The 21822-nt window shown below is 63.7% G+C and carries 21 protein-coding genes and 1 tRNA gene; 11 read left to right on the top strand and 11 right to left on the bottom strand.

The window, feature by feature from the left end:
* Positions 1-11: 11 nt before the first annotated feature.
* Together DAD99_RS02965 and DAD99_RS02960 are read left to right on the top strand one after the other, a co-directional pair.
* Positions 12-85 (top strand) — tRNA-Leu (locus tag DAD99_RS02965).
* Positions 86-308: 223 nt separating this feature from the next.
* The gene (locus DAD99_RS02960; RefSeq protein WP_193340264.1) at positions 309-1655 is read left to right on the top strand and encodes an ABC transporter substrate-binding protein; all 1347 of its coding nucleotides are present in this window, start codon (positions 309-311) and stop codon (positions 1653-1655) included.
* 190 nt (positions 1656-1845) lie between these two features.
* On the opposite strand, the gene DAD99_RS02955 is transcribed toward DAD99_RS02960, so the two are convergent.
* Genes DAD99_RS02955 through DAD99_RS02940 form a run of 4 tightly spaced genes read right to left on the bottom strand, consistent with a single transcriptional unit; the run spans position 1846 to position 5893 of the window.
* A complete protein-coding gene (locus tag DAD99_RS02955; protein ID WP_185262929.1) occupies positions 1846-2616 on the bottom strand; it encodes an ABC transporter ATP-binding protein in 771 nt (256 codons plus the stop codon).
* Entirely contained in the window at positions 2613-3635 is a 1023-nt protein-coding gene (locus tag DAD99_RS02950) for an ABC transporter ATP-binding protein (RefSeq protein ID WP_193340263.1), read from the bottom strand. Before DAD99_RS02950 ends, DAD99_RS02955 begins: the two co-directional genes overlap by 4 nt.
* Entirely contained in the window at positions 3632-4600 is a 969-nt protein-coding gene (locus DAD99_RS02945; RefSeq protein ID WP_193340262.1) for a branched-chain amino acid ABC transporter permease, read from the bottom strand. The genes DAD99_RS02950 and DAD99_RS02945 overlap by 4 nt, the downstream gene beginning before the upstream one ends.
* A gap of 9 nt (positions 4601-4609) precedes the next feature.
* Complete coding sequence (locus DAD99_RS02940; RefSeq protein ID WP_193340335.1) at positions 4610-5893, bottom strand: branched-chain amino acid ABC transporter permease; 1284 nt, start codon at positions 5891-5893, stop codon at positions 4610-4612.
* Positions 5894-6391: 498 nt separating this feature from the next.
* On the opposite strand from DAD99_RS02940, the gene DAD99_RS02935 reads away from it, so the two are divergent.
* Complete coding sequence (locus DAD99_RS02935; protein WP_193340261.1) at positions 6392-7276, top strand: Bax inhibitor-1/YccA family protein; 885 nt, start codon at positions 6392-6394, stop codon at positions 7274-7276.
* A gap of 103 nt (positions 7277-7379) precedes the next feature.
* Here the strand turns inward: DAD99_RS02935 and galK are convergent, their stop codons facing one another.
* Together galK and galT are read right to left on the bottom strand one after the other, a co-directional pair.
* Entirely contained in the window at positions 7380-8552 is a 1173-nt protein-coding gene (galK, locus tag DAD99_RS02930) for a galactokinase (protein WP_193340334.1), read from the bottom strand.
* A gap of 53 nt (positions 8553-8605) precedes the next feature.
* A complete protein-coding gene (gene galT / locus DAD99_RS02925) occupies positions 8606-9778 on the bottom strand; it encodes a galactose-1-phosphate uridylyltransferase (protein WP_193340260.1) in 1173 nt (390 codons plus the stop codon).
* A gap of 151 nt (positions 9779-9929) precedes the next feature.
* Between galT and DAD99_RS02920 the strand changes: the two genes are divergently transcribed.
* The 4 genes from DAD99_RS02920 to DAD99_RS02905 are packed head-to-tail and all read left to right on the top strand — an operon-like array spanning position 9930 to position 14155.
* The gene (locus tag DAD99_RS02920; RefSeq protein WP_185262934.1) at positions 9930-10889 is read left to right on the top strand and encodes an aldose 1-epimerase family protein; all 960 of its coding nucleotides are present in this window, start codon (positions 9930-9932) and stop codon (positions 10887-10889) included.
* Between the two features lie 40 nt (positions 10890-10929).
* Positions 10930-12243, top strand: a complete 1314-nt coding sequence (locus tag DAD99_RS02915) for an AI-2E family transporter (protein WP_193340259.1) — start codon at positions 10930-10932, stop codon at positions 12241-12243.
* A 47-nt stretch (positions 12244-12290) separates the two neighbouring features.
* Entirely contained in the window at positions 12291-13529 is a 1239-nt protein-coding gene (gene ilvA / locus DAD99_RS02910) for a threonine ammonia-lyase (RefSeq protein WP_193340258.1), read from the top strand.
* A gap of 8 nt (positions 13530-13537) precedes the next feature.
* Complete coding sequence (locus DAD99_RS02905) at positions 13538-14155, top strand: rhomboid family intramembrane serine protease (RefSeq protein WP_193340257.1); 618 nt, start codon at positions 13538-13540, stop codon at positions 14153-14155.
* A gap of 56 nt (positions 14156-14211) precedes the next feature.
* On the opposite strand, the gene greA is transcribed toward DAD99_RS02905, so the two are convergent.
* Both greA and DAD99_RS02895 read right to left on the bottom strand, forming a co-directional pair.
* Positions 14212-14706 (bottom strand): transcription elongation factor GreA, encoded by a 495-nt coding sequence (greA, locus tag DAD99_RS02900; RefSeq protein WP_193340256.1) that lies wholly within the window; start codon positions 14704-14706, stop codon positions 14212-14214.
* Between the two features lie 152 nt (positions 14707-14858).
* Positions 14859-15317 (bottom strand): DUF4307 domain-containing protein, encoded by a 459-nt coding sequence (locus tag DAD99_RS02895; RefSeq protein WP_193340255.1) that lies wholly within the window; start codon positions 15315-15317, stop codon positions 14859-14861.
* 152 nt (positions 15318-15469) lie between these two features.
* On the opposite strand from DAD99_RS02895, the gene mca reads away from it, so the two are divergent.
* Both mca and DAD99_RS02885 read left to right on the top strand, forming a co-directional pair.
* Positions 15470-16375 carry a mycothiol conjugate amidase Mca gene (gene mca, locus DAD99_RS02890; protein ID WP_193340254.1) on the top strand — a complete coding sequence of 302 codons (906 nt, stop codon included), beginning with the start codon at positions 15470-15472 and terminating at the stop codon, positions 16373-16375.
* 115 nt (positions 16376-16490) lie between these two features.
* Positions 16491-16850, top strand: a complete 360-nt coding sequence (locus DAD99_RS02885) for a hypothetical protein (RefSeq protein ID WP_193340253.1) — start codon at positions 16491-16493, stop codon at positions 16848-16850.
* Between the two features lie 57 nt (positions 16851-16907).
* On the opposite strand, the gene DAD99_RS02880 is transcribed toward DAD99_RS02885, so the two are convergent.
* The gene (locus DAD99_RS02880; RefSeq protein ID WP_193340252.1) at positions 16908-17630 is read right to left on the bottom strand and encodes a hemolysin III family protein; all 723 of its coding nucleotides are present in this window, start codon (positions 17628-17630) and stop codon (positions 16908-16910) included.
* A gap of 154 nt (positions 17631-17784) precedes the next feature.
* On the opposite strand from DAD99_RS02880, the gene DAD99_RS02875 reads away from it, so the two are divergent.
* Positions 17785-18546 carry an isoprenyl transferase gene (locus tag DAD99_RS02875; protein ID WP_185263686.1) on the top strand — a complete coding sequence of 254 codons (762 nt, stop codon included), beginning with the start codon at positions 17785-17787 and terminating at the stop codon, positions 18544-18546.
* A 243-nt stretch (positions 18547-18789) separates the two neighbouring features.
* A complete protein-coding gene (locus DAD99_RS02870; protein WP_193340251.1) occupies positions 18790-20220 on the top strand; it encodes a PhoH family protein in 1431 nt (476 codons plus the stop codon).
* A 70-nt stretch (positions 20221-20290) separates the two neighbouring features.
* Here the strand turns inward: DAD99_RS02870 and DAD99_RS02865 are convergent, their stop codons facing one another.
* Together DAD99_RS02865 and DAD99_RS02860 are read right to left on the bottom strand one after the other, a co-directional pair.
* Positions 20291-20938: a GNAT family N-acetyltransferase gene (locus tag DAD99_RS02865; RefSeq protein WP_193340250.1), complete on the bottom strand. Its 648-nt coding sequence runs from the start codon at positions 20936-20938 to the stop codon at positions 20291-20293.
* Between the two features lie 71 nt (positions 20939-21009).
* The gene (locus DAD99_RS02860) at positions 21010-21804 is read right to left on the bottom strand and encodes a hypothetical protein (RefSeq protein WP_193340249.1); all 795 of its coding nucleotides are present in this window, start codon (positions 21802-21804) and stop codon (positions 21010-21012) included.
* Positions 21805-21822: the final 18 nt, after the last annotated feature.

Genomic DNA, 21822 nt, shown 5'->3' with positions numbered 1-21822 from the left:
ATAGACCGGGCGCCCCAGTAGCCCAATTGGCAGAGGCAGCGGACTTAAAATCCGCGTGTTGTGGGTTCGAGTCCCACCTGGGGTACAAACTTTTCCCCCGCGGCGCCCCCTTGCGGCCTCCCGCGCATCCCTCATGACCTCGGACGGAGCATTGCCTCCGTTGATTCCGCATATGCAACGACTGTTATAAGGATGTGACCTCAGTCACTTATATCCTCGGCGGATTTGCATTAGCTTGAAGTTAAATCAGGAACACCTGATCATCCGCGTCAAAGGCCGTTCGCACCTTTCGATCCAGGAGATTGTCAATGATTTCACTTTCCCCGGCGGCACCCCGTCTTGCCAAGCTCACAGCGCTTAGCGTCGGCGTCGCCTTTCTGGCCACGGCCTGTGGTGGTACCTCCACTCCGAGCTCGACAGAAACCACCACGTCAGCAACTGGGATCTCCTGCCCCGCTCCCAGCGCGGCTCCCGAAAGCACCGCGCAGGCCGGCGGTGGAGGCGCTGTTCCGCCGGCCACAACCATCACGGAAACGCCGCTCAAGATCGGCTCCCTGCTACCCACCACCGGATCGCTGGCTTTCCTTGGGCCGCCTGAAATTGCCGGTGTCAATCTTGGCATCAAGGAAGTCAACGATGCCGGGGGCGTTCTGGGCCAGCCTGTGGAAGTGATACACCGCGACTCCGGCGACACCAAGACAGATATCGCCACGCAGTCCACCAGTGCGCTTCTCGGCCAGGGCGTTAGCGCCATCATCGGCGCGGCGTCTTCCGGTGTCTCCAAGACGGTCATCAACCAGATCATCGGTGCCGGCGTTATCCAGTTCTCACCTGCCAACACCTCCCCGGATTTCACCACTTGGGATGACAAGGGCCTTTACTGGCGTACAGCACCCTCGGATGTGCTGCAGGGTAAGGTCTTGGGCAATTATATGGCTACGTGTGGTGCACAGACGGTCGGCATGATCGTACTTAACGACGCCTACGGAACCGGTCTGGCCAGCAACGTCAAATCCGCCTTCGAAGCGGCCGGCGGCAAGGTGGTTGCCGAGGAGCTGTTCAATGAGGGCGACTCGCAGTTCAGCAGCCAGGTGGACAAGGTCATCGCGGCCAAGCCCGACGCAATTGCACTGATCACCTTCGACCAGGCCAAGAGCATTGTGCCGCTGATGACGGGCAAGGGTGTCAAACCCACCCAAATGTTCCTTGTAGACGGCAACACCTCCGACTACAGCAAGGATTTCGAGGCCGGGACGTTGAAGGGCGCCCAGGGAACCATCCCGGGCACGTTCGCCAAGGATGCGTTCAAGCAGAAACTGCTTGCCATTGATCCGGCCCTGAAGGACTACAGCTACGCAGGTGAATCCTACGATGCTGTAAACCTGATTGCACTTGCCGCTGAGGCAGCCAAGAGCACCAATGGCGTTGAAATTGCCAAGCAGCTCAAAGCAGTCTCGGAGACGGGTGAGAAGTGCAACAGCTTCGCTTCCTGCGTCACGCTGCTTCGCAACGGCAAGGACATCGACTACGACGGCCAGTCAGGTCCGGTGACCTTCTCCGATGCCGGCGATCCGACGGAAGCCTACATCGGCATCTACGAGTACCAGGACGACAATAAGTACGCACCGTCCAAGGAAGAATTCGGCAAGCTGTAAAGCCGCGACAACCTAGACGCGAAAGCCCCCGTCCAGCCGGACGGGGGCTTTCTGCTGCCCGAAGCTCGGCTTCGGGCGCCTCAGTGCTTCAGGCGCCTCAGCAAGCCCTTGGTGGTCTCCTCACGGCCCAGCGCCCGCAGAAAGGGCCGCCACCGGACGGTGACGGCCCTTCTGCGCCTTTCGGAACGGACTAGACCTCGTCAGCCAAGGTACCCAGGTAGAGCTGGATCACCTTTGGGTCCTTCATCAGTTCCCGGCCGGTTCCGGTGTAAGCGTCCCTGCCTTGGTCAAGCACATAGGCGCGGTCGCAGATCTGGAGGCAACGGCGGGCATTCTGTTCCACCATGATCACCGAGACGCCTGCCCGGTTGATCTCGTGCACCCGCAGGAAGGTTTCGTCCTGCTTGACGGGAGAGAGACCTGCGGAGGGCTCATCAAGGAGCAGGACTGCGGGCTCCATCATCAGCGCCCGGCCCATGGCCACCATCTGGCGTTCGCCGCCGGAGAGCGACCCGGCCCGCTGGGCCCGGCGCTTGCCGAGTTCGGGGAACAGGCTGGTCACAAAATCAAACCGCTCGGCGAAGTCTTTGGGGCGCTGGAACATGCCCATCTGCATGTTCTCTTCGATAGTCAGCGTGGCGAACACATTATTGTTTTGCGGGACGAATCCCACGCCCTTGGTCACCAACTTGTTGGCTTTGAGCCCGGTGATGTCCTGGCCACGCACCACAACTGTGCCCGAATGGACTTTCACCAGACCGAACATGGCCTTGAGAAGCGTCGATTTGCCGGCACCGTTAGGACCAATAATGCCGATCAGTTCACCCTTGCGGGCTTCGATGCTGCAGCCGTTCAGGATGTTCACACCCGGAAGGTAGCCAGCGACAAGGTCCGTCACCTTAACTACGGAGTCCTGGGAGCCTGCACTGCTTGCGGCCGGAGCCGCGCTTGTAGCACTCATTCGCTGTCCTTTCCCTTATGGCGGGGTTCGTCTGGTTCGGCGGCGACGACATCGATGGCGATGATGCCCGCGTTCTCAGTTCCGACAATCGATTCCTTGTCGGCCACCAGCTCGGCTGCTAGCTCCTTGATGCCCTCGGTGTCGCCAAGGTCCACGTCGTGATGGGCACCCAGATAAGCGTCGATGACGGCCGGGTTCTTCATGACTTCGCCGGGAGGGCCCTCGGCCACGATCTTTCCTTCGGCCATCACCACAACCCAATCGGCAATGTGGCGCACCATGTTCATGTCGTGCTCCACGAACAGCACGGTCATGCCTTCCGCCTTGAGGTTCTTGATGTGGTCCAGGAGGGACTGGGTCAGCGCCGGGTTGACGCCTGCCATGGGTTCGTCCAGCATGACCAGCTTGGGCCTGACCATCAGCGAACGTGCCATTTCCAGGAGCTTCCGCTGGCCTCCGGAAAGGGAGGCAGCGTAGTCGTCCTTCTTGGTGTCCAGCTTGAATTTCTCAAGCAGGACGTTCGCCTGGGCGGTGATCTCCTTTTCCCGGCCGCCCCAGAGGCCCTTGAAAAGAGCCTTGGAGAGGCGCTCTCCGGGCTGTTCCGAGCCGCCGAGCCGCATGTTCTCCATGACGGTGAGCTTTCCCATGACCTTGGTCAGCTGGAAGGTCCTCACCATCCCCATACGTGCCACTTTGTAAGGTGAAACGCCGGCAAGGCTGTGGCCTTCGAACTGCCATTTGCCCGAGTTCGGCATGTCGAATCCGGTCAGCAGATTGAAGAGGGTGGTCTTACCTGCACCGTTCGGGCCTATCAGCGCTGTGATCTTGTGCCGCGGGATCTCCAGGTATTCGACGTCGACAGCGTTGATGCCGCCGAAGCTGCGGGTGACGTTTTCCGCCACCACGATCGGATCGCGCTTCTTGCAGCCGGGAGCGGCGTCCCCGGCGGCGATCGGACGCGTGTCCGTCATGTAGTTAATTTCCTCCGACGGGCGGGGTTCTTCGCTATGCGTGCTCATGCGAACGCCAGCTCCTTCTTGTTGCCGAAGACGCCCTGGGGCCTGAAGATCATCAGCATCATCAGTGCGACACCCACAAGGATGTAACGCAGCTGGCCGGCCTGGACTGTGTTCAGCCAGGTGACGGCGCCGGATTCGATCAGGCCGTACAGGATGCCCTGTGTGAGGGACAGCACCACCCAGAAGATCATCGCGCCGATGACGGGTCCCAGCACCGTGCCGAGGCCGCCGAGCAGCAGGCAGGTGTACAGGAAGAACGTCAGTTCGGTGCCGTAGTTGGCCGGCTGGACTGCGCCGCGGGGGAGGGTAAAGATCATGCCCGCCAGGGCGCCGAGCACGCCGCCGATGATGAGGGCCTGCATTTTGTAGGCGTAAACGTTCTTGCCGAGGGACCGGACCGCGTTTTCGTCCTCGCGGATGCCTTTGAGTACGCGGCCCCAGGGGCTCCTCATCAGCAGCCACACCAGGGTGCAGCAGAGGATGACAAGGCCCCAGCCGACTATGCGGATGAAGAAGTCGCGGTTGTTCATGCCCATGTACGAGCCCGCGGGGAACGGGTTCATGTCGTAGAACCCGCCTTCGAAGGCGGCCAGGCCGTTGGCCGACCCGGTCACGGCGGTCAGCTGGTTGGTCGTGACAATGTAGCGGACGATTTCCGCGGCCGCGATCGTAACGATGGCCAGGTAGTCCGCGCGCAGCCGCAGGGTCGGTATGCCCAGGAGCATCGCGAAGATGGCCGAGCAGATCACGGCGATGATCACGCCCACAAAGAAGGGGACGCCAAAGGTGAGCGTCGAGATGGCGAAGCCGTAGGCGCCCACCGCCATAAAGCCGGCCTGGCCAAAATTCAGCAGGCCTGAGTAGCCGAAGTGAACCGCCAGTCCGAGAGCCGCAAGAGCATAGGCCGCGGTGGTCGGGCTGAAGAGTTCGCCGGCAGCGCTGGAGAGAATGAATCCGAAATCCATGGCTGTCTCCTAACCTACGCGCTCGCGACGACCCAGGATGCCCTGTGGCCGGAACAAGAGGACAACAATCATGATGAACAGTGCTCCCACATACTTGAGGTCGGCAGCGAGGCCGAAAACGGTGGTCAGCTCCACGAAGATGCCGACGATGATGGACCCGATGAGGGCGCCGAAGACGGTGCCGAGGCCGCCCAGGGTCACGCCGGCGAAGATGAGCAGCAGGATCTGCGAACCCATGTCGAAGGTCACGCCTGGCCGGTAGTAAGCCCATAAGATTCCGCCGAGGGAGGCGAGCATGCCGCCGGTGACCCAGACGATCCGGATGACCGAGTCGACGTCGATGCCGGAGGCGGCCGCCAAGGCAGGGTTGTCAGCCACCGCGCGGGTGGCCTTGCCTAGCCGGGTTTTCAAAAGCACGATTCCGATCAGAACGATCACTACAGCACTGATGATGAGCGACCAGAGGTTGTTGGGCGAGATGGATACCGGACCCAGTTGGATTTCTGCGCTCTGGGCAAACGGCAGTTGCTGCGTGGCGCCGCCAAAGAAGAACTGGATGACATAGCGCACGGCGAGGGCGAGTCCGATGCTGACGATCATCATGGGCACGAGTCCCGTTCCCCGGCGGCGAAGCGGCTTCCAGAGTCCGGCGTCCTGGACGTAGCCGAAGAGGCCACCGCCGAGGAGCGAAAGGATCAAGGCAAGCCAGAAGGGGAGTCCTATGGCGTTAAAGGCGAAGACCAGCACTGCGCCCAGGGTGACCATTTCGCCATGGGCGAAGTTCGTCAGCCCCGTAGTTCCGAAGATTAGGGAAAGTCCCACGGAAGCCAGCGCCAACAGGAGGCCAAAACTCAGCCCAGCCACGAGACGGTTGAGAAGATTTTGGCCGAAATCCTGCTGCTGGACCACGATCCCCTTACCGAATGCGAAAATCACGGAGAGGTTCGAGGTCTGGCTGAACGTGACGCTGCGGGGGTTTTCCTGGCCGTCCGCGAGTTTGATGCCCTCTGGCAGGGTCGATTCGTCCAGTTCGATCTCGTAGGTGCCCTGAACCGGGACCCCAATGCTCCACGACCCGTTGGCCGATGATTTGGTAGACCCTTCGAAGTCCCCGTTCCTTGCTGTTATGGTCACATCGGCGATCGGGGCGCGCTCGTCATCCCTTAGGAAGCCGCTGATGTTGTTCTGGAAAGACGTAATCGACGGGGATGGTGTCGGCGACGGCGAGGTGGCCTGTGATGCCGGCGCGACGACGAGCAGTATCGCCACGACAGAGGCAAAGATGGCCCCTATCACTTTCAGCGATCCGCCCCGCCGTCTGGTCGGCAAGCCGTTGGGTGTACTTCTCAAAATGAAAATCCTCCACTTGGGTGGGGTGGCCAAGGGTGCGCCATTGCAACCACTGCAAACGTCGCGGGACGGATGGTGGTGCATTGTTCAGGTTGGGGGCCCGATTGTGATATCCGTCACCGCGTGTGGTTTATGTTACAGCTCGTCAGGGGCAAATTTGAGGCTGCAGTGAGACCGTCTGGTAGCGATCGCATAACAACTGCGTCACGGTCATGGCGCTTCGGCAAAGTGTTCGCAAAGAAACTTCTGTTGTTTCGCGGTATTCCTCATGGAACACCCTGGTCCACGCGCGGCCCTGGGGAGCGGGCGTCCGTCCACCCGGATGCATCACGGTTGGGTTTCGGCGCCATGAGCGGGGAACTTATTGGCGCGCGGGCGCGTAGATATTGGTAGCGTGGTTCGTAAGTCACGACTCAACCCTTTACTTGGAGGACACCAGCAATGGCACTTGGCGGAAACCCGATCTTCAACGGAAAGAATTTCCGTGGAGCAACGCAGGCACCGCGTGTCCCGCAGGCACCCTACGGACAGGCACAGTACGGCCAGCGGGCTCCCGGCCAGGTCATGGATCCCCAGAATGGCTGGGGCCAGCAGCAGAACATGTCCGATGAGCAGCTGCGCCAGATGTACAACCAGCCGGCCGCAGGTCCCGCGGACACCGGCCGGATGACGTACGACGATGTAATCGTCAAGACAGCGGCCTGCCTCGGAGTCCTGTTGGCAGGTGCCGCAGTGACGATGTTCGTCAGCCTGGGGCTGGCCAGCATGCTGATGATCGTCGGTGCACTGGGCGGCTTTGTCCTGGCACTGGTCAACACGTTCAAGAAGCAGCCATCACCAGCCCTGATCCTGGCCTATGCCGGACTCGAAGGCCTGTTCCTCGGTGGGCTCACCCGTGTACTCGACCTGATGTACCCGGGTGTCGGGCTGCAGGCCGTCATCGGCACGTTGTCCGTGTTCACCGTGACGCTGCTCCTGTTCAAGAGCGGCAAGGTGCGCGCGTCGCCCAAGGCCATGAAGTTCTTCATGATCGCCATGGTGGGTTACGGACTGTTCTCCGTGGTCAACCTCGTGATGATGATGACGGGTATGACGACGGAACCCTTCGGCCTGCGCAGCGGCATCATTGGTGTTGTCATCGGCATCCTGGCCATCGGTCTGGCCGCGTTCTCGCTGGTGATGGACTTCACCAGCATCGAAGCCGGCGTGCAGAGCGGCGCACCTCAGCGCTTCTCGTGGACCGCCGCCTTCGGGCTGACGGTCACGCTGGTCTGGCTCTACGTTGAGATCATCCGTGTCCTGGCCATCCTCCGCGGCGAGGACTGACAACAAAACCCCGCGTCCGCCGTCGTAATTCTGTCCAACAGCAAGGGGGCCCCACCGATGCATTTCGCATCAGGTGGGGCCCTCTTTTTTGCGGGTATCCGCGCTACGAAATGCGCATTGCTCCTGCTGCCGGGGTCACGGTGAAGATGTCAGGTGCAGCGTAGCCGGCGTCTGCGAAGGCACGCACGACGGCGGCACGCACCAGCTGCTCGGATGTCACCGGCGTGAGCGCAATCGCTGCCCCGCCGAAGCCGCCGCCGGTCATCCGGGCGCCGATCGCCCCGTTGGCACGGGAAGTGGACACGGCAAGATCCAGCTCCGGGCACGAGATCTCAAAGTCGTCCCGCATGGAAGCATGGCTGGCGTCCAGCAGGGCACCGATGGAACCCGGGCCCGCACTGGCCAGCAGCTCCACGGTCTGCAGCACGCGGTCGTTTTCGGTCACGATATGGCGCACCCGCCGGTAAGTGACCTCGTCCAGGAGGCCGGCGGCTTCGTCCAGGTCCTCCAACCGGACGTCACGCAGTGCCTTGACGCCCATGACCTCGGCGCCCAGTTCGCAGGACGCGCGGCGCGAGGCGTAGCCGCCGTCGGAGTGTGAGTGGGAGACCTTGGTGTCGATGACCAGCATCACCAGCCCCGCTGGTTCTGCTTCGAAGGGAACCAGCTGGACGCTTTGGTCACGGCAGTCCAGGAACACGGCATGCCCCTTTGAGCCGCGCAGCGACGCTGACTGGTCCATGATGCCCGTCGGTGCGCCAACAAAGTCGTTCTCCGCCCGCTGGGTGATCAGGACCATCTCCTCCGCCTCCAGTCCGGCTCCCGTCAGGTCGTTGAGCGCCGAGATGACTGCGCACTCGATCGCGTGCGACGAGGACAGGCCGGCTCCCAAGGGAACGGTGGAGTCAAGCAGCAGATCCACCCCGGGAACGGTGATGCCCTGCTGTTGCAACGCCCACATCACACCCAGTGGATACTTCGTCCAGCCCTTGGCGGAAGCTGCGGCCAAAGAGCCGAGGTCGGTGCTGACCATGCCGTGGTCGCCGTAAGTGGACAGGAGCCTGACCGTGGAGTCCGGACGGACTCCGACAGCCACCCGTGCGGTCTTGTCGATCGCGAACGGGAGCACAAACCCCTCGTTGTAGTCGGTGTGCTCGCCGATGAGGTTCACGCGTCCCGGTGCCTGCCAGACGCCGTCGGGCAGCCTGCCGAACTCCTGCTCGAAGCGGGCGGACAGATCCGCCATGCCGGGCTGTGCTGTGCGCAGGTTCGCCATGCCGGATTCCGGCGGGCTGGCCAGCTGGGCAGCCAATGGGTCAGGGGAGGCGCTCACGCGTGTGCTCCTTCAGGCAGTGCCCCCAGGGGGGCGGGGGCGGTCGTGGCAGGGAACGGGTTGGACTCGGGGACCACCACGGCACGGAGCCGCTCCGCGACGCTTTCCGGGGTGGTGTCGTTGATGAAGGCGCCCATGGCGGCCTCGGAGCCGGCCAGGAACTTGAGCTTGTCCGCTGCCCGGCGGGGCGACGTCAGCTGGAGGTGCAGGTAGCTGGCGGGGCGCAGGAGGTCGTCGAGGGGGGCCTGGTGCCAGGCTGATATGTAGGGTGTCGGCGTCGGATACAGCGCATCGAGCCGTTTAAGCAGGTCAAGGTAGACATGCGCCAGTTCGTCCCTTTCCTCCCCGCTCAGGGCGGCCAGGTCGGGCACCTGCCGGTGCGGCACCAGGTGAATCTCCAACGGCCAGCGGGCAGCGAACGGTACGTAGGCGCTGAAGTTCTCGCCCTCCATCACCATTCGGCTCCCGTCCTCCCGTTCTGCCCGCAGCAGCGAGCCCGTGAGCGTCTGCCGCCCGTCCGACCCATCATAGAACTTGCGTGCTGCCGCTCCGATGACCCCTGCGCGGGGGGTGACGTAAGGATACGCATAGATCTGCCCGTGCGGGTGGTGAAGCGTGACGCCGATGTCGGCCCCCCGGTTTTCGAACGGGAACACCTGCTTGATCCCTGGCAGTTTGCTGAGGGCTTCGGTGCGGTGCGCCAACGCCTCTACGACAGTCCGGGCGCGCGCCTCACTCAGGCCGCTGAAGGATCCCGTGTGCTCTGGCGTGAAGGCGACTACTTCGCAGCGTCCGTAGGCAGGCCCCGTGGTGCCCCAGGCCGGGGCGGACGGCACAGGTCCCACCGCCGGACCCAGCGACGGGAAGCGGTTTTCAAACACCACAACGTCGTAGTCGGGGGCGGGGATCTCGGAGGGGTTGTTCGGCGTCGTGGGGCAGATGGGGCACTGGTCGGCCGGCGGGAGGTGCGTGCGGGACTGCCGGTGGGCTGCGACGGCCACCCACTCGTCGGTGAGGGCATCGAACCGGACCTCGCCGGGCTGGCCGCGCTCCGGCAGGGTCCGGTGATCGGTGGTGGTGGACGCTGTGCGGGGCTGGGCGGTTGCGCCGTCGTCGAAGTAGATCAGCTCCCGGCCATCGGCGAGCGTGGTGGTGGTGATACCTGTCATGGCGGGGGTCCTTTGCGTGCTGGTGCCGGCAGATGGCGGGCGTCCGTTGCCTCGATCATCCCACATTTCGCTCAAAAAAGAATAGTTTCACACAAAAGATAACATTTGCGGCAATGGCAGGCCGGCCGTGCCCCCTGTTACGGTGGTGCTCATGACTTCGAGTGCAACCCCGGACGCGGGCATTCCCGCCGGATTCCAGACCTACGCCACCGGCCGGCAGTACGAACTCCGCAGGGGCGACGCGTTGGCCGTAGTGACTGAGCTGGCGGCCGGCCTGCGGCTGTACAGCCGCGCAGGTGTCCTGCTCACCGAGACGTATGGGGACGCAGAGATTTCTCCCGGTGCCGCCGGGATCACTCTCGCGCCCTGGGCAAACAGGGTGGAGGACGGGGTCTGGTACCTCGACGGAAAGAAGCAGCAGCTGGACATCACGGAGGTTTCGCGGAACAACGCCAGCCATGGACTGCTCCGCAACTCCGCCTACAGTCTGGTTGATGAATCGCAATATTCAGTGACCCTCGAGGCGACGGTCTTCCCGCAGCATGGCTACCCGTTCCTGGTGCGGCACCGGGTCCAGTACTTCCTGACTGAGGATCTTGGTCTGGAAGTCCGCCAGACGCTGGTCAACGATTCCAACGCCCCGGCGCCGTTCGTCCTGGGCGCCCACCCATACCTGCGGCTGGGCGATGCGGACGTGGACCACCTGACCCTGACCGTTGCCGCCGATACCCGCCTGGTGGCGGACGAACGCCTGATCCCGCGCAGCTCCGAACCCGTTAGCGGGGACAGTGACTTCCGCAACGGTCAACGGCTGGGGGGCCTCGAGGTCGACGTCGCCTTGACGGACATAACGTTCGACGGCGGGGCGGCCCGCCACGTGCTCAGCGCACCTGACGGCCGCAGCGTGACCTTGTGGCAGGACGAATCCTGCGGCTACGTCCACGTCTTCGTAACGACTGAACTGCCCGGCAGGCCCAAGGCGGTGGCCATCGAACCTATGACCGGTCCGGCCAATGCCTTCAACTCCGGTGACGGGCTCCGCTGGCTCCCGGCCGGAGAAACGTTCACGATGGCCTGGGGGATTGAGGCTGCCCTGGGCGGGGCCGGGTAGCCGTTTCGCATAAGGGCCGGTGCTGAGGAAGTATTAGGCTATGACGCCAGACAAGGACGCCGCCCCATACGCTTCAGCGCCCACCGGCACGCCGCCCAACACGGCCCGGCCGGTGGAAACTGCCCTCCCTAGCAGCGTGCGTGCAGACCGGGATCTGGAGCAGGACATTCCGTACGGCATCCGGATCGCAGCGTCGTGGGCCTGGCGGCTCGTCCTTATCCTGCTGATGGCCGGCGCCCTGATCTGGCTGCTCAGCCGGATCAGCTTCCTGATTATCCCCGTTATGGTGGCCGCCCTGCTGGCCGGACTCCTGAGCCCCGTGGTGCGCTGGCTACGGAGCAGGAGGCTGCCAAACGGCGCCGCGGTGGCCATCACGGTGGTGGGTTTCATCGGGGTGATCGTTGGTGCCCTTTCCCTGGTGGGACGCCAGTTGGCTTCGGGTTTTGGCGAATTGTGGTCCCAGTCGCTGGCGGGCGTGACTCAGATCCAGGACTGGCTGGCCGCCGGACCCCTGCACCTCACCGCTGACCAGATCGACCAGTACCTCAAGGAAGCAACCACCGCACTCCAGGACAACAGCAGCAGCATCCTCAGCGGTGCGTTGTCCTTTGGCAGCACCGCCGGCCACTTCGCCGCGGGAATGGTGCTGGCCCTGTTCATCCTGATCTTCTTCCTGCTCGAAGGCGACAGGATCTGGGCGTTCCTGGTCCGCCTCCTCCCGAAGAAAGCGCGTGCAGCAACCTTCGGTGCCGGGCGCAAGGGCTGGGCTTCCATGGTCAGCTACGCACGGATCCAGATGTTTGTTGCGTTTGTTGACGCTGTAGGCATCGGCGCCGGCGCGGCCATCATCGGGGTGCCGCTGGCCCTGCCGTTGAGCGTGCTCGTGTTCATCGGCTCCTTTATCCCGGTGGTCGGCGCTCTGGTGACCGGGGCCATCGCCGTCCTCCTGGCCCTGGTGGCCAACGGTCCGGTCAATGCCCTGATCATGCTGGCTATCGTGCTGCTGGTCCAGCAGCTGGAGAGCCACATCCTGCAACCACTCGTGATGGGCAAGGCCGTGTCCCTGCATCCGGTGGCGGTGATCCTCTCCGTGGCGGCGGGTTCGTACCTTGCGGGTATCCCCGGCGCGCTGTTCTCGGTGCCCATCCTCGCCGTAGCAAACTCCTCGATTCGCTACATCGCCGCCAGAACGTGGGAACATGAACAGGTGCTGGCAATCCCCGGTGGGACCGTGACGCCAGGCCTGGACCATGATGACTCCATCAGGGATGTCCGGTTGCCGGGCGGCAGACCCAAGCGCGGCAAGGACGCCGCAGCCAGCACAGAAGCAGCCAATCCGGACGCCGAGGCCTGAGATGAGCCAAGGCGCCGGAGCCGTATCCACCCAAGGAGAATAAGTCCGTGAACACCCTTGAAACCCTTCCCGTCACGCTGGACGATGTCCTGGAGGCGCAGAAGCTGCTCGAGGGGATTATTATGCGGACCCCGGTGGAATCGTCACGGGCCCTGGGCGGGATGGTGGGCGGCGACGTCTACTTCAAGTGCGAAAACCTGCAGCGGGCGGGATCATTCAAGGTCCGCGGTGCGTATGTCCGCATGGCCAAGCTCTCGGCCGAGGAGAAAAAGCGGGGGGTGGTGGCCGCATCAGCCGGAAACCACGCCCAGGGCGTGGCCGTAGCAGCCAAAAGCCTGGGCATCAAAGCCCGCATCTACATGCCTCTGGGCGTAGCCCTTCCGAAACTGGCGGCCACCCGCAGCCACGGCGCAGAAGTCATCCTCCACGGCCACAACGTGGATGAGGCTCTCGCCGAGGCGCAGCGCTACGCCAACGAATCCGGCATGGTGTTTGTGCACCCCTTTGACAACGTGGATGTGGTGTCCGGCCAGGGAACCATAGGCCTGGAGATTCTCGAGCAGATCCCCAACGTGGATACCATCCTGATGGGAGTGGGCGGCGGCGGGCTGCTGGCCGGAGTCGCTGTAGCCGTCAAGGCCCGGGCCAGGGAAATTGGGCGGGAAATCCGCATCATCGGTGTCCAGGCCGAAAATGCTGCGGCTTATCCGCCGTCACTCGCCGCCGACGCACTGGTTCCGCTGAAGAAAGTGTCCACCATGGCTGACGGTATCGCCGTGGGTCGGCCCGGACAGCTGCCCTTCAGTATCATCCGTGAGCTCGTGGATGATGTTGTCACGGTCAGTGAGGATTCCCTGGCACGCGCCCTGATCTTCCTGCTGGAACGGGCCAAGATGGTGGTGGAACCCGCCGGGGCGGTGGGGGTTGCCGCCTTGATGGATGGCAAAATCGAAAACCCCGGGACTACGGCCGTGATCCTGTCCGGCGGGAACATCGATCCGATGCTGATGCTTAAAGTCATTCAGCGGGGCCTGTCCGCCGCCGGGCGCTACATGACAGTGCGGATGATGCTGGATGACCGGCCGGGCTCGCTGGCCACCATCGCCCGCATCATCGCCGAAAACGATGCGAACGTCACTGGCCTGGACCACACCCGCGTTGGCGGCTCCATCAGCATGGGCGACGTTTCCATTACCGTGAACCTCGAAACCAAGGGCCACGAACATTGTGAGCAGGTCCTCGGCGCCCTCCGTGCCGAGGGCTTCCAGCCCATTGTGGTGCATTAGGAGCAGCCATGCTTGACCCGATGGGGGACGGAAAGCCGCGGAACCGGGAAACCACAGCCTCGCGGGCTAAAGCGGGGCTGTTGGTGGCCGGCGGCTTTGTGGCCCTGCTCTTTGTCATCGAACTGTTCAACATGCTGACCCTGCACGCCCTGAACCGTACATTCGGGCTCCGGCCGCGGTCCGCTGACGGGTTGCTGGACATCCTGACGTTCCCGCTGCTGCACGCCAATCTGAACCATCTGCTCTCCAATGCCCTGCCCCTGATTGTCTTCGGCTTCCTGGTGTTCCTGTCAGGCGTGCGGGTGTTCCTGACGGCCCTCGGATTCAGCTGGCTGGGCTCCGGGCTGACGGTGTGGCTGATTGGCGACGGCGGCATCACAGTTGGCGCCTCGGGCCTGGTTTTCGGGTTGTTCGCCTTCCTTCTGGTGCGGGGTTTCTTCAACCACAGCTGGCGGCAGATCCTGCTCGCCGTGGTGCTGTTTATGGTCTACGGCGGCATCCTGCTCGGTGTGTTGCCGATCATGGGCAGCTACATCTCCTGGCAGGCGCACCTCGGCGGGGCGGCAGGCGGAGTTGTCGCTGCCCTGTTGCTGCGCCCCAAGCACGCAAAAACGCCGGCCTCCTGACGGGGGCCGACGTTTGGCCAGGCCTGTAAGGCCTGAAGCGCATTCAGTGTGACGCGTTAGCCTGTATACGGCTTGGCGGAGATGATTTCGACCGTGATGTCCTTGCCGTTCGGCGCAGTGTAGCTGAGCTTCGCACCCTCTTTGTGGCCGACGATTGCGGCGCCGAGGGGTGACTTCTCGCTGAACACGTCCAGATCGGAATCGCCGGCGATTTCGCGGGACCCCAGCAGGAATGTCTCTTCGTCGCCGGCGATGAGGGCAACAACGAGCATGCCGGGCTCGACGATGCCGTCGTCAGCGGGGGACTCTCCTACGTGGGCATCTCGCAGGAGCGCGGTCAGCTGGCGGATCCGGGCTTCGATCTTGCCCTGCTCTTCTTTGGCCGCATGGTAGCCGCCGTTTTCCTTCAGGTCGCCCTCTTGCCGGGCCGCTTCAATCTTCTGGACAATCTCCGCACGGCCAGGGCCGGAAAGGTGGTCCAGCTCTGCCTTCAGGCGGTCAAAAGCTTCCTGGGTGAGCCAGGCTGCAGGCGCGCTGTTGGTGGTAGACACGGACTTCTCCTAAATGGTCATACATGCAAAAGACCCCGCAACGGTGGCCACTTGTGGAACTCAGCAACCAGCTCAGCGGGGTAGAGGTATTGACCCATTGTAGTCAATACTCTGGACATACCCAACCGGGATAGGGCACAGATCACATGGTGCTACGTCCCGGCGCGCGGAATCCAGCAGTCGTCCACTACGCCCGAAACGGACAAGGACTCCGTCCGAAGGGCCACGCGCTGCGAAACTGTCCTGCCGCCGTCGGCCGTTCCGTTAGCTTCCCCCGGCGGGATGTCCACGACTTTCCAACCCACCACGGCGAACTTGGAGTCGAGGGCCTTCACAGCGCACTTGACGGCCGTTCCCGGGTCCCTGGTGACCTGGAAATCAACCTCTGCCGCAGTGGCATCAATGGTGCTGAATCCGACGTCCTTGAACGTCACGTCCGAGACAGCGTTCGACGTGGAGACCCAGGCCATAAACCCTACTCCGGCCGCCAGCGCCGCTACGGCGATGCCACGTTTGACCGCCGGCGGGAGGGACGGCTTTTTACTGCCATAACGATTGGCTAGGCTAGTGTCTGCGGGCGGGGACACTGCGGGCTGTTCGTGGGTAGTCACCAGTCCAGTTTAGTTCGGTTCCGGTCCATGGCTGTCCGTGGCGGATCCGCAACCCCTCTCCCGCGCAGATATTCCGCCTGTCCCGTTATATGCAGTCCCGTCAGTCCAGTGGCCGTCACAGCAGCCGCAGAAGAATAAGGAGCCGTCCTTCGATGACAGCGTCCACGCATACCCCGGCACCGCTGAGGCTGCTAGCCGTTCATGCGCACCCGGACGACGAGTCCAGCAAGGGCGCGGCCACCATGGCGATGTACGCCGCCGCCGGGGTGGAAGTCATGGTGGCCACCTGCACCGACGGATCCCGCGGCGATATCCAAAACCCTGCCGTGGAAGGTGATCCGCATCCCAAGCGGGACATGGCAGGGGCGCGCCGGCTGGAGATGGACCAGGCGGCCAATGTACTTGGCATCAAACAGCGCTGGCTCGGATTCACGGATTCCGGGCTGCCCGAGGGCGACCCCCTGCCGCCGCTGCCCGCGGGATCCTTTGCCGTCCAGCCGCTGGCGCGAGCCGCGGCGCCGCTGGTGCGGCTGGTCCGGGACTTCAAGCCGCAGGTGATCGTCAGCTATGACGAAAACGGAGGATACCCGCACCCGGACCACATCATGGCGCACCGGGTGGCAGTGGAGGCGTTTGCGGCTGCGGGTGACCCGGACAGGTATCCGGACGCCGGTGCCGCCTGGGAACCAAGCAAGCTCTACTACGACAGGGCGTTCAGCCCGGACCGGTTCCGCGCATTGCATTTTGCCCTGGAGGAAGCGGGCCTGCAGTCCCCGTACGCCCAGCGGCTTGCCGCCTGGCTGGAAAAGGACGCGGAGGGCCACACGCCGCCGCGGGGTGCCCATGCCACCACAACGCAGATCGACTGCGGGGACTTTTTTGAGGCCCGCGACGACGCCCTCCGCGCGCACCGCACGCAGGTGGACCCGCTGGGGTTCTTCTTTGCTGTCTCGGCCGAAATGCAGCGCCGCGTGTGGCCCTGGGAAGACTACTCCCTGATCGAGTCCAGGGTCCCCGCAGTATTGCCCGAAAAGGACCTTTTCGCCGGGCTAAGATAGAGACGGCAGCATATTCTATGCCGTGTAGAAAAGCAGTGGGCTGGTCCGGGTCCCGCGGACCCGCCTCCGGAATCACCGGCCGGCTGCCCATCAGTTTCCACAGAAGGTTTGAACCGTGCATCACATGCTCCTCGCCCTGACCACCGCTCCCTCACCACTGCCGACGCCCGGCCTGCGTGAGGGCCTCTCCGAGGACCAGATCACCCCGGGCCTGTGGGGCTTCATCATGACGGCCTTCTTTGTGCTGGCCACCACGCTGCTGATTGTGGACATGGTCCGCCGCATCCGCCGCGTCCGCTACCGCGCGCAGGTGGAAGAAGAGCGCCAGGCAGCGGCAGCGGCCGCGGACATCGAAGCCGCCGACGACCACGACGGACTCCGTGCTGCCGGGGAGCCGGATGCTGAAGGCGGCGAGGCTGGCCTCGAAGGCAATGGGCAGGGCCAGCCGGCCGATCGGTCCCAGCCCCGCGACTAAGGCGGGCCGACTTCTCGCGCACCCACCGGTTTCCGCCAGTTCACGGTTCCCGCCAGGTCAACTGAGGACTGCGATGGCGATCGCCGTAAAGTGTGTTGCGAATGCCAGGACTGTCAGTGCGTGGAAGAGTTCGTGGAAGCCGAAGTGCTCGTAGCTGAAGTTGGGCTTCTTAAGCGCGTAGAATACCGCGCCGGTGATGTACAGGATTCCGCCCACGCAGATCAGAATGGCCGCCGGGACGCTGGCCGCGAAGAATTCGGGCAGGTAGAACAGCGACCCGCAGCCGAGTGCAATGTAGATGGGCACGTACAGCCAGCGCGGGGCGTCCGTCCACAGCAGCCTGAACAGCACGCCGAGGACGGCCCCGGACCAGATGACCCAGAGCAGCAGGACCGCCTTGGGTTGCTCCAGGAGCGACCAGGCCAAGGGCGTGTAGCTGCCGGCGATGACCAGCATGATGTTGGTGTGGTCCAAGCGCTTGAGCACAATCTTCACGCCGGGGGACCAGTTGCCGCGGTGGTAGATGGCACTGATGCCAAATAGCAGGACGCCGGTAGCGGCGTAGATTGCCGAGGTGATCTTGCGGTCCGTAGTCGGGGCAAGGACCACCAGGATGATCCCCGCGGCCAGAGCCAGCGGCGCCGTGACGCTGTGGATCCAACCGCGCCACTTGGGCTTGATCATCAGGAGTTCGGCCAGCCGGACAGCGGCGTCGTCCAGGGCGCTGTTGCCGTGGTCCGCGGAGGGCGCGCGGGAGCCGTCAGGAGTCTGGCTGTTCATGGGTTCAGAATATCCCCTCTTTGCGTAAGTTACTCATGGGTAACGATCATGACGGGTCATCCGGGCACGTCCCGGCGCACCCGCTCCGGTCCCGGACGGTAGCCTAGGATGTGCAATGCCGTCGAACAGCAACGGAAGTCAGGTGAGTCTCCTCGTGGAATTTCGCGGGTTCCTTTATGGCTTCTACGAAAGGCGGCTGCTCAGCGAGCTTGCCGGCGGCCGCATTCCCAAGCACATCGGCGTGATGGTGGACGGCAACCGCCGCTGGGCCAAGCAGTTCAATGCACCCACCAGCCAGGGCCACCAGGCCGGCGCGGACAAGATCCATGAGTTCCTGGGCTGGTGCCAGGAACTCGGGGTCAAGGTGGTCACGCTGTACATGCTGTCCACGGACAACATGAGCCGGTCCAGCGAGGAGCTGGATCTTCTGATGGGCATCATCGCCAACACCCTGGACCGTCTGGACGAGGACGCCAACATCTCGGTCCACGCCATGGGCGCCCCCGAGCTCCTGCCCGACTACCTGGCTGACCGGCTCAACAAGCTCACGGCCCGCACGCCGGTTCGCGAAAAGATCCATGTCAACGTTGCGGTGGGCTACGGCGGACGCCGCGAGATCGTCGACGCCGTGCGGGAGCTGCTTCACGACGCCGTAGCCAAGGGGTCTGACATTTCGGTGCTCGCTGACTCGCTGTCCGTCGACGATATTTCCCGCTTCCTTTATACGCGCGGCCAGCCGGATCCGGACCTGGTCATCAGAACGTCCGGGGAGCAGCGGCTGTCAGGGTTCCTGATGTGGCAAAGTGCGTACAGTGAGTTCTACTTCTGCGAGGCGTTGTGGCCCGCTTTCCGCAAAGTGGATTTCCTTCGCGCCCTCCGGGACTATGCAGGCCGGCAGCGGCGCTTCGGCACCTGATCTGTCAGCGCCGTTCACGCGGAATTCACACGGCCGCAACAGGAATCGCCGACGGATGGCACCGGAAATTACTGGGCGGGGATTTACGTTGTATCCATCAGCAGGCAAAAACGCCGGCTGATCGGGGAGGCCAGTACATGGAGCGAAATTTCGCACCGGTTGTATGGGAGGCCGGACCCGGCCTCCAGGCCGAGCCGCCTCACCAATAACAATTCCGGGCGCGTGCCCGGGGCTGGAGTCGATGTGGCTATTTCTGAACAACTGCCCGAGGCCGTTTTTGACCAGGGACAGAAAGCTACCTCTCGCACCACGCGAGCCACCTCACAAACCGGTGCAGCAGACGAAAAATCTGCGGCCGGTTTTGCTGTCTCCGGAAGGGACGCCACCATTAGCACCTTCGTCATTGACACCTCCGTCCTGCTCTCGGATCCACGGGCGCTGCTCCGCTTCGCAGAGCACGAAGTCATTGTTCCGATCGTTGTCATCACGGAACTTGAGGGGAAACGGCACGACCCCGAGCTGGGCTACTTTGCCCGCACAGCGCTCCGGCTGCTCGATGACCTCCGGGTGAAACATGGTGGCCTGAGCAAACCCATTCCCATCGGAAACGAGGGCGGCACGCTGCTGGTGGAGTTGAACCACATTTCCGCCGACGTGCTTCCGTTGGGTTTCCGCAGTGGCGACAACGACAGCCGGATACTTGCCGTGGCCAAGAACCTGGCCAATGAAGGCCGGAACGTCACGGTGGTTTCGAAGGATCTCCCCATGCGGGTCAAGGCCTCCGCCATGGGACTTACGGCCGACGAATACCGCAACGAGCTCGTGAAGGATTCGGGCTGGACCGGCGTAGCCGAGGTGGAAGCCAGCGAGGAAGAAATCTCCACTCTGTACGGCCACGAGCCTGTCTTCATCCCCGCAGCCGCGGAAATGCCGGTCAACACCGGGCTGGTGATCCTCTCCAACCGGGGCTCAGCCCTGGGCCGGGTGGGCGCCGACAAGCAGGTGCGGCTGGTCAAGGGGGACCGGGACGTGTTCGGGCTCCACGGACGCTCCGCGGAGCAGCGGTTGGCCATCGACATGCTGATGGACCCCGCCGTCGGAATCGTTTCGGTCGGCGGACGGGCCGGCACCGGCAAGTCCGCGCTGGCCCTGTGCGCCGGCCTGGAAGCGGTGCTGGAACGCCGCGAGCACCGCAAGGTGATCGTGTTCCGCCCCCTCTACGCCGTAGGTGGCCAGGAACTCGGCTACCTGCCCGGCTCCGAGTCGGAAAAGATGAACCCCTGGGCACAGGCGGTCTTTGACACACTCGGCGCCCTGGTCAGCCAGGAAGTCGTGGAAGAAGTCATGGACCGCGGCATGCTGGAGGTTATGCCGCTGACGCACATCCGCGGACGCTCCCTGCACGACGCGTTCGTGATCGTTGATGAGGCCCAGTCACTTGAGAAGAACGTCCTCCTCACCGTGATGAGCCGAATCGGCCAGAACTCCAAGATCGTCCTCACCCACGACGTCGCCCAGCGTGACAACCTGCGCGTCGGCCGGCACGACGGTATTGCCGCAGTCGTCGAAACCCTGAAAGGACACCCTCTCTTCGGCCACATCACCCTGACGCGCTCCGAACGCTCCCCGATCGCAGCCCTGGTAACAGAACTGCTGGAGGGCGCCGAAATCTAGCCATACGATCCGGTAGCGAGGGCCGTGGTTCCGCTCGTCGGGCCACGGCCCTTCTCCATCGGAAGTGCCCTCAGCGAGCCCCGAGGAACTTGGCTGCGGCATCGTGGCCCTCTACCTTCAGGGTCCAGTCGGGGCGTTTGAAGGTTGCGGGGGTGAGGCGCACTTTTTGGACTTCCACGGCCTTGCCGCCCCAGGAGTGCCTGTAGACGCCGTTGAGTTCATAGCCGAGGGAGCGGGACACTCCCAGGGATGCGGCGTTCCAGGCGGCGGCTTCGGACTCGGCCACTTCGGCGCCGAGCCAGTCGAACGCGTAGAGTGCGACGGCGGCCCGCATCTCAGTGCCGAGGCCCTGACCGTGGAGGGACTGCTTGAGCCATGAGCCGGTGCTGACGGTCTTGAGGGTTGCGAAGTCCTTGGCGCCGATGTCCTGGCAGCCGATGAATTCGTTCAGGTACCAGATGCCCAGGAGCAGGGTCCAGTCCTCCGGCGTGGCCTGGCCGCGGCAGCGCCAGTACCACTGCGCCATGTTGTGCCCCAGAGTTTCTGCCGGCAGTTCTGTCCACGGCGTGCTGAAGGGGTTCCGGCCGGGTTCGTGGACCCCGCTCGCTGCCGCTTCAACCGCGGCAGGAATGTCGGCGTCGGCAATGGGTCGCAGCACCAGGCGGGGTGTGGTCAGCTCGAGGCCGAAGAGGGGCCAGATGGAAGTCAGCGCGGTCATCAGGGAAGCCTAGCCCAGGGCCGGCCACGGGGCTTGTCAACCGCCGGTGATGGCCGGAGGGGGAGCTGCGATCAGGTGCGGATGTCCCAGCTGATGTGGCGGCGGACGTCCGTGAGGTTCATGGACTCGGCCACAAAAAGGTCGTCCAGCATGTATTCATCCACGGCGAGGATCCGGATCCAGTGCCCATAATTCGGGGCTGCCGCTTCCAGCGACCGGGTGGCAACGCAGACGCCCGTCTCCAGGTCGATCCGCACGCGGTTGCTGCCGGGCAGGCAGAGCGAGGCGGCAGGATACACGGAACGATAGGACGCCGAAGGCGTCACAATTGCCTCCAGTGCCGGCCGGCCAGCGTGATCCACGCGGCTAACGGCGTCGATCTCCACGGCGTTGGTCCCCGGGAACTCGATCGGGACCGGCGCGTTCCCGGCGAGTTCCACGGGATCGAGGGCGGCCGAGAAGCGGCCGTTTCCGAAGCCAGGCTCGCCGTATGCTGCCTCCGGACGGCGCCTGACCAGGCCACCGTCGTCGTAAACAGGCGCCACCAAGTGGGGCGGCAACAGCCAGGACTTCCGGGTGGCGCTGACGTACAACCCGTCCTTGGAATCGTTGATTCCGGTGGTGCTGTGGAGGACAAGCCGGTCAGCGGTTTCCAGACGAAGCGCACCGGGCCGGCGGAGCCAGGCGCGGACCAGCGGTGCGGACGGGTCTGGGACGTCGGAAAACGGTTCATCCCAGTATTCAAAGCGCAGTGACTGCCACTTCCAGGGGGAAGACCGGCAAAGGTTCCGGAACATGGTGCTCAGGTCCGCAGCGTCAGCGCTGCCCTCCGGATCCGGCCGGCGCCTGGTGTCCCATGTCGACATATCCACAGTTTACGCGTG

The organism is Pseudarthrobacter sp. AB1 (genome assembly GCF_014926485.1).
Taxonomy (GTDB): Bacteria; Actinomycetota; Actinomycetes; order Actinomycetales; family Micrococcaceae; genus Arthrobacter.
The sequence above is the reverse complement of the archived record's forward strand: the minus strand, read 5'-3'. Positions and strand labels throughout refer to the sequence as shown.

Coding starts and splice junctions, on each gene's coding strand:
- DAD99_RS02960 (WP_193340264.1), top strand. CDS start 309: ATGATTTCACTTTCCCCGGCGGCACCCCGTCTTGCCAAGCTCACAGCG.
- DAD99_RS02955 (WP_185262929.1), bottom strand. CDS start 2,616: ATGAGTGCTACAAGCGCGGCTCCGGCCGCAAGCAGTGCAGGCTCCCAG.
- DAD99_RS02950 (WP_193340263.1), bottom strand. CDS start 3,635: ATGAGCACGCATAGCGAAGAACCCCGCCCGTCGGAGGAAATTAACTAC.
- DAD99_RS02945 (WP_193340262.1), bottom strand. CDS start 4,600: ATGGATTTCGGATTCATTCTCTCCAGCGCTGCCGGCGAACTCTTCAGC.
- DAD99_RS02935 (WP_193340261.1), top strand. CDS start 6,392: ATGGCACTTGGCGGAAACCCGATCTTCAACGGAAAGAATTTCCGTGGA.
- galK (WP_193340334.1), bottom strand. CDS start 8,552: ATGGCGAACCTGCGCACAGCACAGCCCGGCATGGCGGATCTGTCCGCC.
- galT (WP_193340260.1), bottom strand. CDS start 9,778: ATGACAGGTATCACCACCACCACGCTCGCCGATGGCCGGGAGCTGATC.
- DAD99_RS02920 (WP_185262934.1), top strand. CDS start 9,930: ATGACTTCGAGTGCAACCCCGGACGCGGGCATTCCCGCCGGATTCCAG.
- DAD99_RS02915 (WP_193340259.1), top strand. CDS start 10,930: ATGACGCCAGACAAGGACGCCGCCCCATACGCTTCAGCGCCCACCGGC.
- DAD99_RS02905 (WP_193340257.1), top strand. CDS start 13,538: ATGCTTGACCCGATGGGGGACGGAAAGCCGCGGAACCGGGAAACCACA.
- mca (WP_193340254.1), top strand. CDS start 15,470: ATGACAGCGTCCACGCATACCCCGGCACCGCTGAGGCTGCTAGCCGTT.
- DAD99_RS02880 (WP_193340252.1), bottom strand. CDS start 17,630: ATGAACAGCCAGACTCCTGACGGCTCCCGCGCGCCCTCCGCGGACCAC.
- DAD99_RS02865 (WP_193340250.1), bottom strand. CDS start 20,938: ATGACCGCGCTGACTTCCATCTGGCCCCTCTTCGGCCTCGAGCTGACC.
- DAD99_RS02860 (WP_193340249.1), bottom strand. CDS start 21,804: ATGTCGACATGGGACACCAGGCGCCGGCCGGATCCGGAGGGCAGCGCT.